Consider the following 15,353-nt stretch of genomic DNA (forward strand, 5'->3'; position numbering starts at 1 on the left):
GGCCGGCAGGTGCAGCGGGTGGCCGAAGGGTGACAATCGACGAGTGACCACCCCACCCGCCCCGGACCCCGCCGACCCCACCGCCGCCCGCGACCGCGACAGCGACGGCCGGGCCCGCAACGCCCGCCCCCGCGACGGACTCGGCCGCCCGCTCCCCTACGGCGCCGAGGGCGTCGCCCGTCAGCCCGAGGGGATCGTGCGCTCCCCCGCCGCCACGCTCACCGAGGCCCAGACCCTCCTCGACGCGGGCAAGCCCTTCCATGCGCACGAGGTGTTCGAGGATGCCTGGAAGTCGGGGCCCGCGGACGAAGAGACGCTGTGGCGGGGCCTCGCGCAGCTCGCGGTCGGCCTCACCCATGCGGCGCGGGGCAATGCGACGGGCGGGGCCCGGCTGTTGCGCCGGGGTGCCGCGGCGCTCGGACGCGTACCGGAAGTCGCGGGCACCGGACTGCCGTACGGAATCGACGGGCCCGGACTGACCGTCTGGGCCGAGGAGTTGGCGACGCGGGCCGAGCGGGAGACGAAGCCCATCGACGCGGCGGCCTGCGCGCCCACGCTCCGCACGGAGCCGCGCCCGCAGCCTCCCGAAGGGCGTACGGCAGACTGACCCGGTGCGAACCATTCATGTCATCGGCATCGGCGCGGGCGACCCCGACCACCTGACCCTGCAGGCCGTCAAGGCGATCCAGGACACCGACGTCTTCTTCATCCTGGACAAGGGCGAGGAGAAGTCGGACCTGACGCAGCTGCGCCGGGACATTCTGGACGCCCACATACCGGGCGGCGCGTACCGCCTGGTGGAGGCCCGCGACCCGGACCGCGACCGCCGCACGAGCAACTACGCGCCGGCCGTGGACGACTGGCGCAGCCGCCGGGCCGACATCTACGAGCGGCTGATCCTGGACGAGCTGGCCGAGGACGAGACCGGGGCGTTCCTGGTGTGGGGCGATCCGGCGCTGTACGACAGCACGCTCGGCATCCTCGAGGAGATCCTCGACCGCGGGAACGTCTCCTTCGACCACGACGTCGTGCCCGGCATCAGCAGCGTCTCGGCGCTCGTGGCCAAGCACCGCACGGGCCTCAACCGGGTGGCGCGACCCGTGCAGATCACGACGGGCCGGCGGCTCGCCCAGGGGTTCCCCGAGGGCGTGGACGACGTGGTCGTGATGCTGGACGCCCATCAGGCGTTCCGCCAGTACGTGACGGACGGCACGGCGGATGGCACGGCGGATGACGCTGCGGCGGATTCCGGACCGGCGATGGACATGGACATCTACTGGGGCGCATACATCGGCACCCCCGACGAGATCCTGGTCTCCGGCCCGCTCGCCGAGGCCGCGCCGAAGATCGAGCGGCTGCGGGCCGAGGCCCGGGAGCGCAAGGGCTGGATCATGGACACCTATCTGCTGCGGCGCAACCCGGAGCGCTAGGGCGTGTGTCGGAAGTCCCTCCGTCCGCCCGGAGGGCGGGCCCTGCGGCGTCTCGTGCGTGCTCTCGGCGTGCCGGGCGGAAGTCCTCGTACTGGACGTACTTGGGTTTTCGCCCGGCACGCCGAGAGTGCGTGCCGGGCGTCGCGGGGCAGGAGGGACTTCCGACACACGCCCTAGGTCCGCCCCGCTCGGCGGTCGGGGCGTCACCGGTACGGCGTACACCGCATGCACATGGTGGTGGCCCACACAAGAGTGGCTGGTGTGACCACCACTGCCGAGGCCCCCGCGGCCGCCACCGCCCCGCCCGTGCTGGATGTGCGGACACGGAACGTCGTGTTCGTCACGATCATGCTCGGCGTGCTGCTCGCCGCCCTCGACCAGACGATCGTGGGCACCGCGCTGCCCACGATCGTGGCCGACCTGGGCGGCGGCGCCCACATGTCGTGGGTGGTGACCGCCTATCTGCTCGCCGAGACGGTGTCGACGGTCCTGGTCGGCAAGTTCGGTGACCTCTTCGGCCGGAAGGTGATCTTCCAGGTCTCGGCGATCGTCTTCATCGTCGGCTCGCTCCTGTGCGGTCTGGCCGGGAACATGCTGATGCTGATCGCCTTCCGCGGCATCCAGGGCATCGGCGCGGGCGGTCTGATGGTGACCGCGATGGCGCTGATCGCGGATGTGATCCCGCTGCGCGAGCGCGGCAAGTACCAGGGGGCGATCGGCGCGGTCTTCGGCGTCTCGACGGTCATCGGCCCGCTGCTCGGCGGCCTCTTCACGGACCACCTGTCCTGGCGCTGGGCCTTCTACGTCAACGTACCGATCGCGATCGCCGTGGTGATCGCGGCCGCGCGCACCATCCCGAGCGTCCGGTCCGCGGTCCGCCCGGCCATCGACTACCTCGGCATCGCGCTGGTCGCGATCGGCTCCAGCGCGCTGATCCTGGCGACGAGTTGGGGCGGCAACGAGTACGCCTGGGGCTCACCCACGATCATCGGCCTGTTCGTGGGCGGCATCGTGGCGCTCGCCCTGTTCTGCGTGGTGGAGACGCGGGCGGCCGAACCGATGCTGCCGATGCGGCTGTTCGCGAATCCGGTGTTCACGGTCTGCTCGATCCTGTCCTTCATCGTGGGCTTCGCGATGCTGGGTGCGATGACGTTCCTGCCGACCTTCTTGCAGTACGTCGACGGGGATTCGGCCACGATCTCCGGCGTCCGCACGCTGCCGATGGTCGCGGGCCTCCTCATCGCGTCCATCTTCAGCGGCAACGTCGTCAGCAAGACCGGCACCTACCGGATCTTCCCGATCATCGGCTCCCTGGTGATGGGCGTAGGCCTCTATCTCCTCTCCCTGATGGGCACGGACAGCAACATCTGGCTCGAGTCCTTCTACATGTTCGTGCTCGGTGTCGGAATCGGTCTGTGCATGCAGGTCCTGACGATCGCCGTGCAGAACACCGTGGACTACTCCGACCTCGGCACCGCGACCTCCGGCGTGACGTTCTTCCGCACACTGGGCAGTGCGTTCGGCACGGCGGTGTTCGGCACGATCTACGCCAACACCCTGAAGCCGAACATGAAGGAAGGCGTGGCCGCCGCGGCCGCGACCGGCGCCGACCCGGCGATGGTCGCCAAGGCGGCGGGGAGCCCACAGGGCCTGCACGGACTGCCGACGGCGACGGCCGCGCCGATCATCAAGGCGTACGCCGACTCCCTGCACACGGTCTTCCTCTGGACGGTCCCCGTCGCGGTCGTCGGCTTCGTCATCGCCCTCTTCCTCAAGCAGGTGAAGCTGCGCGACAGCGCTCAGGCGGGCGCGTCCGACATGGGCGAGGGCTTCTCCTCGCCGGTCGCCACGGGTGACTCGGACCGGATCCTGGAGCTGGGCATCGGAAAGATCATCCGGGCGAAGGGGATGGCCGACGCACGCAAGGTCGTCGCCGGGTCCGACACTCGCCTCGACATGGCCGGGGCCTGGGCGGTCATGCAGGTCGACTTCTTCACGCGGATGGTCGGCCACGCGAGCCTCGGCCTGATCGCGGCCCGCCGGCAGCTGCCGCCCGAGGTCCTTGTCCCGGTGTTCGACCGGATGGCCGACGAGGGCTTCCTGTCCCGCGAGGGCACCTACTTCTCCCTGACACCGGCGGGCGAGCGCGAGGCCGAGACGATCGGCAAGGCCTGGGCGGCCTGGCTGGGCGACCAGCTGGAGTCGGACCTCGGACACCCGGCAGGGCCCGAACTGCGCGCGGCGGTCGACCGGATCGCGAAGCGGCTGCTGGCGGAGGATCTGGCGCACGGGATGCCGGGCGGGCAGGGGAAGGTGCCGGCGGGGTCGCGCTAGGGCCTGTGTGACGTTGATCTGCTGCCGCCGGGCGGTGTCAGTCCGCTGAAGTAGCCTTCCCGCCACCGCACGTCGACTGGAAGGTTCAAGAGAAGTGACTGGCCTGTCTGCTTTCCCGCTGCCGTTTCATGCTTCACGCTCCATAGCGTTCGCGACGCCTCGGACGCTGCGGGAACTTCAGATGATGCAGTGCAGCGCCCACATCCGGGCGAAGCCGGGGTGGTTCGACAAGGTGAACGATGCCGGCATCGTCGCCAGGTGGACGCAGGAAGCGGCCGCCCAGGGTCTCACCGAAGCGCAGGTTCGTTACGTGCTGGCCGAACTCGTGCACTACGCCGCGTTGCGGGACGGGCGGACCGGCGTCGAGGTGTCCGCCGTCGACGGGGTGTGGCAGTCGGACACGCTGGTCGGTGACGCGCTCGGATCCCGGCTGCGCGAGGCGGTTCGGGTTCTGGAGGAGGTCCCCGGGGCGGAACAGGACTGGCATCCCGGATCCGACGGCCAGGTACTGGATCTGGTGCATCCGTCGCTGTTCTGTCTGGTGAGAGACGTGAGCGGCGCGCCCGAGCGGGCCTGGCAGAACCCGGCGAACCGCCATGCGCAGTACGAATTCTCGGAGAAGTTCCAGTGGCTGCCCACGGATGTCGACGTCAGTGACGACGGCGATGTCGCCTTCCGCTCGTACGTCAACAACGTCCATCCCGAGACTCATCGCGAACTCGGCTCCGTCCTGCCGGACTTGTTCGCGCGCCTGCGCCCGCTCTTCGAGAACGTGCTCACCGATCTGCGCCATCCGCGGCCCCCGCGGATCGAGGCCGATCCCTACGGGTGGTACGACTCGGAGCCCGAGTACCCGGACAAGTCGTCCTTCAGTGACGAGGAGGCCTACAAGGAGGCCGTCCGCGCCTATGGCGAGGCCCAGGACGCCTGGTGGGAGAACCGCCGCCCCTCCGTCCCGGACGCCCCGGCCTTCACCCCGCCCGGGGTGCCCGACGACTTCGCCCGAGTCGACCTGCGCGGCCGCCGTCTCCAGGTCATCGTCAAGCTCGCCACCCTTCACCTCACCCCGGACAAGCCCGAGTACACCGGCGGTTCCTGGCATGTCGAGGGGATGCTGAACGAGCGGATCGTCTCGACCGGCATCTACTACTGGGACAGCGAGAACATCACCGAAAGCCGGCTGAGCTTCCGGGCGGCACTCGACGACCCGGACTACGAACAGAACGACGACGACGGTCTGCGTGAGGTCTACGGCCTGGAGGACGAAGACGCACTGAACCAGGTGCTGGGATCGGCAGCGACCCCGGCGGGCCGCTGCCTGGCGTTCCCGAACATCCTGCAACACCGCGTCGGTTCGTTCCGCCTCGCGGACCCCGGCCGCCCGGGGCATCGCAAGATTCTCGCGTTCTTCCTGGTCGACCCGTCGGAAAAGATCGTCTCGACCTCCGATGTGCCCCCGCAGCAGCCATGGTCCGACACCTCGACCATGACGCTCGAACAGGCCAGGAACTACCGCGAACAACTCATGCGGGAACGCAAGTTCTTCGTCGACGAACACAACGAGCAGCTCTACGAACGAGAATTCTCCCTCTGCGAGCACTGAACCTCACTCACGCCCCCACCCCGGCACGCCCTTCTCCGGCTGTCGACAACCGAGCGGCGACCGCCCTGCGGTCGATCTTGCGGTTCGCGTTGAGCGGCAGGTCGTCGACCCGGGTCAGGCCGCGCGGCACCATGTACCCCGGAACACGCTCGGCCAGCTCCGCGCGCACCAGCGACGGGTCCTGGGCGATGCCGGTGTAGGCGGCCGCCAGACCCGTCTGGCCATGCGCGTCCGCGACCGGCACGACCACCGCCTCCTCGACGCCGGGCAGTGCGCGCAGCGCGGCCTCGACCTCGCCGAGCTCGATGCGATGGCCTCGGATCTTCACCTGGTGGTCGAGGCGCCCCAGATGAACCAGGGCCTCCCCCTGGGCCCGCACCCGGTCACCGGTGCGGTAGTACACCTCGTCGCCGGGCGGCGCGGCGTCCTCGTACGGCGTCGCCACCCGCCCGTCGAAGCGGACGAACCGGCCCGCGTTCTCCTCGGGCCGCAGATATCCGGGAAAGCGCTGCGGCCCGCGTACGCACAGCTCCCCTTCCTCGGACGGTGCGCCGGACTCGTCGAGGACGAGGAAGTCGAGACGCGGGTACACCGTGCCGATCGGCACGGTGCCGTTGGCGGTCTTCGGCCACCGTCGCGGGTCGTCGGGCAGTCTGAACTGGGCGCAGGAGATGGTCACTTCGGTGGGTCCGTAGAGGTTCTCCAGGACGGCGGCGGGTGCGGCCTCGCGCCAGGCGGCGGCCTGCCGCACGGTCAGCGGCTCGCCGCCGAACAGCGTCCAGCGCAGCTGCGGCATGCCGCCCGCCGTCAGGTCGCCCAGGCGCTGCGCGTACGTGATGACGGACGGCACCGAGAACCAGTGCGTGATGCCACGGCCGGCGATGAACCGTGCGGGGCGCACCAGTTCACCGCGGCCGGGGACCACCAGCGCCGCCCCCGCGGACCAGGCGGTGAACATGTCCCAGGCCGCCGGGTCGAAGGTGAGGTCGAAGGTCCCCGACACCCGGGCGTCCGGGCCGATGTCGTAGCGGTCCAGGGCGTGGTCCAGGGTCGCCGAGGCGTTGCGCTGGAGGATCGGCACGCCTTTGGGTGTGCCGGTGGATCCGGAGGTGAACACGATGTACGCGACGGAGTCGGGGTCCGGTCGGTGCGCGGGCAGTTCCAGGCCGGCGTCGACGTCGCCGTCCGTGGTGAACTGCACGACCGGCACCGGCAGTTGGCGCACCTCCTCGGCGATCGCCACGTCGAGGCCGGCGTCGGCCGCGATGACCGCGAGCCGCTGCGGTGCCTGGTCGACGCCGAGCGGCACCGCGGCTGCCCCGATCCGCTGCGCCGCCAGATAGGAGGCGTACGCGGCGACACTGCGCCCCGCCAGGATGCCGACCCGGGCCGGGACCCGGCCGTCGAGCGCCGCGACCAGGCGGGCCGCGGTCCGGTCGGCGAGGGCCCGCAGTTCCGCGTACGTCAGTCGGCTGCCGCCGACCTCCAGCGCGGTCCGGTCGCCGAACTCGGCGGCGGAGGCGGCGAATCGCTCGTACAGGGTGGGCTGGTCGGTCACGGCCGGCCCCCCGCGCCCTCGGCGGCACCGGAGCCGGTGACGTACGCGTCGTAATAGACGGGCGTGCCGAGGTAGGAGGACGTGAACACGCCGCCCACCCGGGACCCGCTGACCGCGAGATGGACGTACGAGTAGAGGGGTATGAGCGGCACCTGATGTGTCGTCAGCCGTTCGTCGAGGGCGCCCCATTCGGGTGCCGCGAGGTCTGCGGGCAGGGCGCTGATCCGGTCGATCTCCGCGTTGATGTCCGGGTCGTCGAGGTAGGTGAAGTTGGCGTTGCCCGTCGGCCGGATGGTGCGCCCGTCGAAGGCGGTCAGGAGTGTCGAGGCGCCGGGCCAGTCGGCGGCCGTCGCCATCATGTAGAGGTCGTACTCGTTGTCCTTGGCGAGCGCGGCCGCATTGTGCGAGGGGCGGTCGATCTCCACCACCTCGACCCGGAAGCCCGCCCGCTCCAGGCTGTCGGCCACCGCCCGGCACGCCCCGGTGAAGTAGGCGCCGTCCCGGCTGAGCAGCCGCAGGGTGGGCGTGGCTCCCGCGAGCAGGGCGCGCGCCGCCTCGGGATCGCCGTGCGGGCCCGCGCCGTGCGGGTCGGGGTAGGCGCGGTAGCCGATGGTGCCGGGCGACAGCAGGGTGTGCACCAGGGCGCCCTGCGTCGGGTCCAGCATCGCGTCGCGCACCGCGCCGCGGTCCACCGCCGTGGCGAGGGCGCGGCGCACCGAACTATTCGTCACCCGGGCGGTGTTGACGGCGAGATACCAGACGAGCGGAGTGGGATCCCGGCGCAGCCGGCCCTGGAGGGAGGTGTCGGCGAGGAGTTCCGGGGCGAGTTCGGCCGGCGCCTGGTTCTCGCCCACGGCGAAGGTGTCGTCGCCCTGATCGCCGCGTGCGCGCACGGTCTGCTGCTCCGCGTCGACCCCCAACTCGATGTGGATGCGGTCCACATGGTCATGGCGCACCGCGTCGGTCGCGGCCGACCAGTGCGGGTTGCGTTCCAGGATCAGCCGCTCGTCCGGGACGTGGTCGGCGATCCGGTACGAGCCCGACGCCAGCGGCGCCTTGCCGTAGCTCTCCCCCGTGTCCACGTCCGCCGGGACCGGCGCGGTCGTGGCGAGGGACACGGCCATCGGCAGGTCCGGGTGCGGATCGCGGAAGCGGAACACCAGGGTGCGGGCGCCGCGTACCTCCAGGCCGGGCACCTGGTCGCTGCCGGAGGTGTGCGGACCCGGATAGTCGCCGTTCTCGCGCAGCCAGTCCTGCAGATGCGTGGGTCCGCCCGGGAGGGACTGCTCGAAGGAGCGGGCGATGCCGTGCGCGACGTCGGCCGCGGTGACCGGGCGGCCGTCCTCGAAGCGGATGCCGTCCTTGAGGGTGAACTCCCAGGTGCGCGCGTCTCCGTGGACGTCGCGGCCCGGGCTGTCGGCGAGATCGCCGACCAGCGTCCAGCCGCCCCTGCCGTCCTCGGCGAACATCGTCAGCGTCCGGTACAGCAACTGCCCGAGCGCCGTGGACTGCAAGGTGTGGATGCGTTGGGGGTCGAGGTGGTCGTAGTCGCCGTCGCGCAGGATGCGCAGCGTCCCGCCGCGCTCAGCGCCCTCCACGGGGCGGGCCGGGCCCCGCGAGTCGACGGGGTCCCAGGCGATGGAGGTGGCCGCTTCCCGCTGGGTCCCGGTCATCGCTCGCCGCCCGTCTGCGTGGCCCGGCGCAGCGCGTCGAGCCGGTCGAGCCCGGCGAGCACCGTGTCCGAGGGCACCCCGAAGTCGATGAGGCAGGCCAGTTCGTCGACGCCGGCGGCCCGCGCCTGTTCCACGATCGCGGACGCCTGCTCGACGGTGCCGAACAGACCGCTGCTCGTGTAGTACGTGTCGAAGGAGCGCCGGACCAGGAAGTCGATGTCGGAGTCCCGGAGTTTGTCCAGGTCGAAGCCCTGCAGAATGCTGGTGGCGGAGCGGGCGATCAGTCCGAAGGAGCTCTTCAGGTACGCGGTGAAGGGTTCCCGGACCGTCTCCTTGACCTGGCCCGCGTCATCGCCGATGTAGGTGTGCAGCATCAGCGCGACATGCCCGGGGCGGCCGTCGTGGTCGGGCCGGTCGGCCAGGGCCTTGCGGTAGAGGGCGATCTTCTCGGCGAGTTCGTCGAGGCTCTGCCCCAGCAGGTGGGTGAGCACCCCGGCGCCCGCCCGGCCCGCGGCCCGGAAGGTCTCCGGGCCGCCTGCGCTCGTGACCCACACCGGCAGTTCGGCCTGCACGGGCCTCGGGTGGATCCGCACCTCGGCGGGGTTGCCGGCGCCATCGGTGACCTGGAGCGGTTCGCCCCGCCACAGGGCGCGCACCTGGTCCACCGCCTCCAGGACGGCGTTCTTGCGGTCCGCGTAGCCCTCGGGGCGCAGCGCGAAGTCCACCGCGTTCCAGCCGGACGCCAGGGAGATGCCGGCCCGGCCGCCGGAGATGTTGTCGACGACCGACCACTCCTCGGCGATCCGTACCGGGTGGTGGAGCGGCGCCACCACGCTGCCCGCCCGGATCGCGACCCGCTCGGTGACGGCCGCGACCGCGGCACCGGTCACCGACGGGTTGGGGTAGAGCCCGCCGAACGGATGGAAGTGCCGCTCGGGCGTCCACACCGCCGAGAAGCCGTGCGTATCGGCGAACCGGGCACCGTCGAGCAGCAGGTCGTAGCGCCCGCCGTCGGTGGAGCCGACGCTGCCGTCCGCGAAGTAGAAGAGGCTGAAGTCCATGTCCATGCCTTGGAGTTGAAGGGAGGGAAGGAAGAGGGAAGGGAGGTGAGGCGCGTGCTAGCGGATGCTCAGCGGCCGCAGGTCGGTCCAGACCGAGTCGATGTGGGCCAGGCACTCCTCGCGCGAGCCACGGGTGCCGGTCTCGCGCCAGCCGTCGGGCAGCGGCAGCACGGCCGGCCAGAGCGAGTACTGCTCCTCGTGGTTGACGACGACGGTGTGGACCGGCTCGGAGAAGGTGCCGGTGGGCTGGTCGGTCATGGGTGACTGGTGCCTTTCTGGTCTGAAGGATCTGCAGGAGCTGCAGGAGCTGCAGGAGCTGCAGGGGAGGTACTCACTCGGAAAGCTGAGCGGGCAGCTCGTGCTTGAGGCGGGCGAGCGAGGACGCGCCGAGCGGGATCAGGGCGAGGCACAGGCCGATCGCGGTGATCAGGACGGTGGAGCGCAGGCCTGCCGCCGCGCCCAGGAAGCCGCCGATGAGGGCGCCGAGCGGGGCGATGCCCATGGCGACGAAGCGGTTCGTGGCGGCTACCCGGCCCTGCAGCGAGTCGGGGGTGAGGGTCTGGCGGATGCTGAGGATGGTCACGTTGTTGGCCACGCCGAACGACGCGAACAGGAAGTTGATCAGCATCAGCGCACCCACCGAGAGCACCCCGTCGCCGTGCACGGCGGCCGTGCCCAGCATCACCAGGTTGGCGATCGACGCGGTGATCAGCATGGTGCGGCCGTAGCCGAGCCGCTTGGGCAGCTGTCCCGCGAAGGTCGCGCCGACCAGGAAGCCCGGGCCGAGCGCGGCCATCACCAGGCCGATCTGTGCGGCGCTCAGACCGAGGGTGCGCGGCATGAACTGAAGGAAAGCCACCTCGTACGCGGTGAACGACAGGTTGAAGATGGACGCCATGATCGTCATGGCGCGCAGCGCCTCGTTGCCGAACACGAACCGCAGGCCGGTCCACACCTCGCGCAGCGTCGCGGCGGGGCCGGCCGCCTCGGTGGCCGTCGGCTTGTCCTCCCGGTGCTTGATGGACCAGATGGTGACCGCGGAGGCCAGATACGAGGCGGACGCGGCGAGCACCGCCACGGGCGCCGTCAGCCACTGCACGAGGACACCGCCGAGCGCGGGACCGCCGACGGTGGCCGCGGACTGGCTGGCGCCGAGGGCCGCGTTGCCCCGGGTCAGCTCGTCGCGTTCGACGAGGCGGGGCAGATAGGCCTGCCCCGCCACGTCGAAGAGCACGCTTCCGCAGCCCGCGAAGAAGCCGAGGACATACAGCCAGCTGATGCCCAGCGAGTGCGTCCAGTACAGAACCGGGATCACCGAAAGGACCAGGGCCCGGCCGAGGTCGGTGGCGATGAGGATGTTCCGGCGCCGCACCCGGTCCACCAGGACTCCCGCGAGCAGCGAAAGCAGCAGATACGGCAGCTTGATCACGGAGGTCAGCACACCGACCTGCGCCGAACTCGCCGTCAGGGCGAGCACGGCGACCAGCGGCAGGGCCAGTTCGCTGATCTGGGCCGCGAACAGCGAGGCGGTCTGGCCGGTCCACAGCTTGGTGAAGTCGGCGTTCTTCCACACGCTGCGCGGTGGTGCGGGGGCCGCCTCGTCGACCTCGGCGGCGGTCACGGTTTCTGACATGGGGACAACTCCTCGATGGTGGTGCGTACTTGACCGGCCGGGGGAACGGGGTGGGTCACCCGGCGAGCTCGCCGCGCGGCCGGCCGGCCGCGGCGCCCTCCAGGCGGCGGGCGACCTCGGGGACGTTGGGCTGCTCGAGCATGCTGAAGTGGTTGCCGGGCGACTCGTCGATCAGGAGCCGGCCGCCGACCCGCTCCAGCCAGCCCATGTGCCAGCCGTCGAACAGCTCCGTCTCGGCCCGGATGAGGACCGCGTCGGTGCGCAGCGGGTCGCGCGGGGTGTCGCGGTACGTGAGCAGGGCGCGGGCGTGCCGCTGGTAGAGCTGGACCAGACGGCGCAGGTCCGCGGTGGAGCGGGCGTCGGCCCGCTCGTGGCCGGTGCCCTGGGTGAGCCTGACGACGTGCTCGATCCGGGCGTCGGAGTCCAGCGCCGCCAACTCCTCCTCGGTGACGTCCAGTTGACCGGCGAACGCGCCGAGGATCGCCGCGGACTCGCTGGTGGCGTAGCGCGGCGGCACCGGGTCGTCGATGCTGGCGCTGATGATCGTGAGCATCCCGACCTCTTCGCCCGCGGCCTCCAGCTGCCGGGCCATCTCGTACGAGACCATCCCGCCCATGCACCAGCCGCCGAGGTAATAGGGCCCCTCGGGCTGGACCGCGCGGACCTCGGAGAGGTAGAGGCGGGCGATGTCCTCGACGGTGTCGGGGCGGGGCACGTCGGGGCCCGCGTACTCGGGTGCCTGGAAGGCGTAGAGCGGCTGGTCGGGGTGGAGCACGTCGACGAGTTCGGAGTAGCAGAACACGCTCCCGCCGAGCGGGTGCACCAGGAAGAACGGCGGGCGTTCGCCGGCCGAGCGCAGGGTGACCAGGGTGGAGGCGGTGGCCTGCTGCTCGCCGTCGATGATCGAGGCGAGCTTCTCGATGGTGCCGCCCTCGAAGAGCGCCGCGACCGGCACTTCCACGTCCGTGATGTCGGGCAGCCGCATGATCACGCGCAGGGCGGAGATGGAGGTGCCGCCGAGGTCGAGGAACGGGTCGGTGACGCCGACCCGTTCGACGGACAGGACATCGCGCCAGATCTCGGCGAGCTGTTCCTCGGTCTCGGTGCGCGGGGCGACGAACACCCCGGCTGTGGTCTGAGCGCGGTCGGGGGCGGGCAGGGCCTGCCGGTCGACCTTGCCGTTCGGCGTGAGCGGGAAGGCGTCCAGGACGACGAAGGCGCTCGGCACCATGTAGTCGGGAAGCGACTCGGCGGCCAGGGCGCGCAGTTCGGCGGTATCGGGCTGGGAACCGACGGCCCCGTCGGCGGTGAGGTAGGCGACCAGGCGGGTGCCGCCCGGCGCGTCGTCCCGGGCGGTGACCACGACCCGCCCCACGGCGGGATGCCGGGCGAGGACCGTCTCGATCTCGCCCAGCTCGATCCGGAAGCCGCGCACCTTGACCTGGTGGTCGGAGCGCCCGAGGAACTCCAGCCTGCCGTCGGGCAGTCGGCGGGCCACGTCACCGGTGCGGTACATCCGGGCGCCGGGCAGCCCGCCGTACGGGTCGGGCACGAAGCGCTCCGCCGTCAGGTCGCCGCGCCGCGAGTAGCCGCGGGCGAGGCCGTCGCCCGCGATGTACAGGTCGCCGGGCACGCCGTCGGGGACCAGGCCGTAGGAGGCGTCCAGGATGTGCACCTGGGTGCCGGCGATCGGGCGGCCGAGCGTGACGGGTTCGGCGGGCCGCACCCGGTCCAGGCAGGACCAGATGGTCGTCTCGGTCGGGCCGTACGCGTTCCACACCTCGCCGAACCGGTCGGTGAGGTCCCGGGCCAGTTCCTCGGGCAGCGCCTCGCCGCCCGATATCACCCGCAGCCGGGGGTCGGCGCCCAGGCCCGCCTCGACGAGCAGCCGCCAACTCGACGGCGTGGCCTGGACGATGGTCGCGCCCGAGGACTCCAGGTGCTCGCGCAGCCGGGCCCCGTCCACCGCGATGTCGGGGGCGACGATCAGCTCGGCGCCGGTGAGCAGCGGCAGATAGACCTCCAGGCCCGCGATGTCGAAGGACAGCGAGGTCACCGCGAGCAGCCGGTCGGCGGGCGTGATGCGCAGATCGCGGCCGAAGGAGAACAGCAGGTTGAGCAGGGCCCGGTGCGGCACCTGCACGCCCTTGGGCAGGCCCGTCGAGCCCGAGGTGTAGATGACGTACGCGAGGTGGTCCGGGCCCGCGAGCCAGGGCAGGTCGACGTCCGGGCGGTCCGCCGCGGTGGCGGCGGTGACCTCGATGACGGCCGTGCCCTCGGGGGTCCGGGGCGGGGTGGACCCGGCGCCCGTGAGGAGCACCGGCACCGCGGCGTCGTCGAGCATGTAGGCGAGCCGGTCCGCCGGATAGCCCGGGTCCAACGGCACATACGCGCCACCGGCCTTGAGCACCGCGACCAGGCTGACGATCAGTTCCAGGGAGCGGTCCAGGTGGACGCCGACCAGGGTGTCCGGGCCGACGCCGTGGTCGCGCAGCTCCCAGGCGAGGCGGTTGGAGCGGGCGCCCAGCTCGGCGTACGTGAGGGTGTCGGTGCCGAACCGGACCGCCACCGCGTCGGGGGTCTTCGCCGCACGCTCGGCGAGCAGCTCGGGCAGGGTGCGCTCCAGGGACCAGCCCTCCGCGGTGTCGTTCCACTCGCGCAGCAGCCGCTCGCGCTCGGCCGCGTCGAGGAGTTCGGTGGCGTGCACGGCGGCCGAGGGATCCTCGACGAGCGCGGCGAGAGCCCTGGCGTAGTAGCCGCCGATGGTCTCGACGCGTGCGGCGGTGAACTGCGCGGCGTCGTAGTTGATGCGCAGCCCGACCTCGCCGGTGGCCGGGTCGGTGCCGAAGTTTGCCGTGAAGGGGAAGTTGGTCTGCTCGAAGAACTCCCCGCCCGTGATGGACAGTTGGTCCAGTTCGAGCTCGTAGCTGCGGAAGCTGCGGTGGTCCACGACCGTCTCGAACAGCGGCCCCTGGCGCAGGTCCTGCAGCAGCTGGGCGAGCGGGTAGCGGCGGTGCGGCAGCGCGTCGGTCTCCTGGTGGTGGATCCGCTGGGCCAGCTCGGTCCAGGTGGCGCCCGCCACGTCGGCCACCAGCGGCAGCGTGTTCAGGAACAGGCCGACGACCTGGTCGCCGTCCGCGGTCTCGGGCCGGCCGTTGCTGACCCGGCCGGTGACGACGCGGGACTGTCCGGTGAGCAGCGAGAGGACCCGGGCGTGCGCGGCGAACATCACGGCCTTCACCCCCACCCCGGCGTCGGCCGCCACCTTGCGCAGCCGGTCGCCGATGCCCTCGGGCAGCGGCACTTGGTGGAGGCGGGCCGTGCGCTCGTCGAGGCGGCCCGCGTCTTCGTGCCGGGGCAGCCCGGTGAAGTCGCTGTCGGCGAGCAGCGCCGTCCAGTAGGCGCGGTCCTCGTCGGACGCCAGGGCCGCCTGCTCCAGCGCCAGATAGTCGCGGAACCGGGTGACCGGCGCGGGGGCGGCGCTGAAGGTGCCGCCGAGCCCGGCGTCGTACCCCTCAAGGAGCTGTGCGGTGACCAGCGACAGGCTCCAGCCGTCGAGCACGGCGTGGTGGAAGCTCAGATTGAGCTGGAAGTCGCTGTCGGAGAAGACCTGTACGTGCACGGCGAGCAGCGGCGCCTTCGTCAGCACGAACGGCGTGCCCTTCTCCCGCGCGGTCCACTCGGCGATGCGCGCGGCCTGTTCGGCGGGGTCGAGTCCGCGCAGGTCGTCGACGGTGAGCGGGGTCTCGACCGTGGCGTGCACCAGCTGCATGGGTTGGCTGAAGCGGGTCACGTCGAAGCTGGACCGCAGGATGTCGTGGCGGGCGAGGACCGCGTCGAGGGATCTGCGCAGGGCCGCCTCGTCGAAGGGCCCGGACAGCCGGATGCCGGAGATGTCGTGGTAGGTGGGCGTGTCACCGTCCGCGAAGCTGTGGAAGAGCATTCCGGACTGGAGCAGGGTGAGGGGATAGGCGTCGATGATGTCGTCGGCAGACGGCACGGTGGATCCTTCCGGGTGGGTCGAGGGGGTACGCGGGTGGGCTCGCCCGGCTGAAGGGCGA

General features: G+C 71.5%; 10 protein-coding genes. 4 read left to right on the forward strand and 6 right to left on the reverse strand.

Going from position 1 to position 15,353, the window contains the following annotated elements:
- Positions 1-43: 43 nt before the first annotated feature.
- The 4 genes from OG430_RS08670 (at position 44) to OG430_RS08685 (ending at position 5,367) form a co-directional block, all read left to right on the forward strand.
- On the forward strand, positions 44-607 hold the full coding sequence (locus OG430_RS08670; RefSeq protein WP_327351851.1) for a DUF309 domain-containing protein: 564 nt from the start codon (positions 44-46) through the stop codon (positions 605-607).
- Between the two features lie 4 nt (positions 608-611).
- Positions 612-1,430 carry a precorrin-6A synthase (deacetylating) gene (gene cobF, locus OG430_RS08675; protein WP_327351852.1) on the forward strand — a complete coding sequence of 273 codons (819 nt, stop codon included), beginning with the start codon at positions 612-614 and terminating at the stop codon, positions 1,428-1,430.
- A 261-nt stretch (positions 1,431-1,691) separates the two neighbouring features.
- Positions 1,692-3,764, forward strand: a complete 2,073-nt coding sequence (locus OG430_RS08680; protein WP_327351853.1) for an MDR family MFS transporter — start codon at positions 1,692-1,694, stop codon at positions 3,762-3,764.
- Between the two features lie 94 nt (positions 3,765-3,858).
- Positions 3,859-5,367, forward strand: a complete 1,509-nt coding sequence (locus OG430_RS08685) for a DUF4246 domain-containing protein (protein WP_327351854.1) — start codon at positions 3,859-3,861, stop codon at positions 5,365-5,367.
- Between the two features lie 7 nt (positions 5,368-5,374).
- Here the strand turns inward: OG430_RS08685 and OG430_RS08690 are convergent, their stop codons facing one another.
- From OG430_RS08690 to OG430_RS08715, 6 genes are all read right to left on the reverse strand, one after another.
- Complete coding sequence (locus tag OG430_RS08690; protein ID WP_327351855.1) at positions 5,375-6,925, reverse strand: AMP-binding protein; 1,551 nt, start codon at positions 6,923-6,925, stop codon at positions 5,375-5,377.
- The gene (locus OG430_RS08695; protein ID WP_327351856.1) at positions 6,922-8,598 is read right to left on the reverse strand and encodes an ABC transporter substrate-binding protein; all 1,677 of its coding nucleotides are present in this window, start codon (positions 8,596-8,598) and stop codon (positions 6,922-6,924) included. The genes OG430_RS08690 and OG430_RS08695 overlap by 4 nt, the downstream gene beginning before the upstream one ends.
- Entirely contained in the window at positions 8,595-9,665 is a 1,071-nt protein-coding gene (locus OG430_RS08700) for an LLM class flavin-dependent oxidoreductase (RefSeq protein ID WP_327351857.1), read from the reverse strand. Before OG430_RS08700 ends, OG430_RS08695 begins: the two co-directional genes overlap by 4 nt.
- A 51-nt stretch (positions 9,666-9,716) precedes the next feature.
- Complete coding sequence (locus OG430_RS08705; RefSeq protein WP_327351858.1) at positions 9,717-9,917, reverse strand: MbtH family protein; 201 nt, start codon at positions 9,915-9,917, stop codon at positions 9,717-9,719.
- 73 nt (positions 9,918-9,990) lie between these two features.
- Positions 9,991-11,292, reverse strand: a complete 1,302-nt coding sequence (locus OG430_RS08710) for an MFS transporter (RefSeq protein WP_327351859.1) — start codon at positions 11,290-11,292, stop codon at positions 9,991-9,993.
- A 55-nt stretch (positions 11,293-11,347) separates the two neighbouring features.
- Positions 11,348-15,292: a non-ribosomal peptide synthetase gene (locus tag OG430_RS08715; RefSeq protein WP_327351860.1), complete on the reverse strand. Its 3,945-nt coding sequence runs from the start codon at positions 15,290-15,292 to the stop codon at positions 11,348-11,350.
- Positions 15,293-15,353: the final 61 nt, after the last annotated feature.

The sequence above is a fragment of the Streptomyces sp. NBC_01304 genome (assembly GCF_035975855.1).
Lineage (GTDB): Bacteria > Actinomycetota > Actinomycetes > Streptomycetales > Streptomycetaceae > Streptomyces.

Bases quoted from the DNA above. Each gene is read 5' to 3' on its own strand.
- OG430_RS08710 (WP_327351859.1), bottom strand. From the start codon at position 11,292: ATGTCAGAAACCGTGACCGCCGCCGAGGTCGACGAGGCGGCCCCCGCA.
- OG430_RS08705 (WP_327351858.1), bottom strand. From the start codon at position 9,917: ATGACCGACCAGCCCACCGGCACCTTCTCCGAGCCGGTCCACACCGTC.
- OG430_RS08695 (WP_327351856.1), bottom strand. From the start codon at position 8,598: ATGACCGGGACCCAGCGGGAAGCGGCCACCTCCATCGCCTGGGACCCC.
- OG430_RS08700 (WP_327351857.1), bottom strand. From the start codon at position 9,665: ATGGACATGGACTTCAGCCTCTTCTACTTCGCGGACGGCAGCGTCGGC.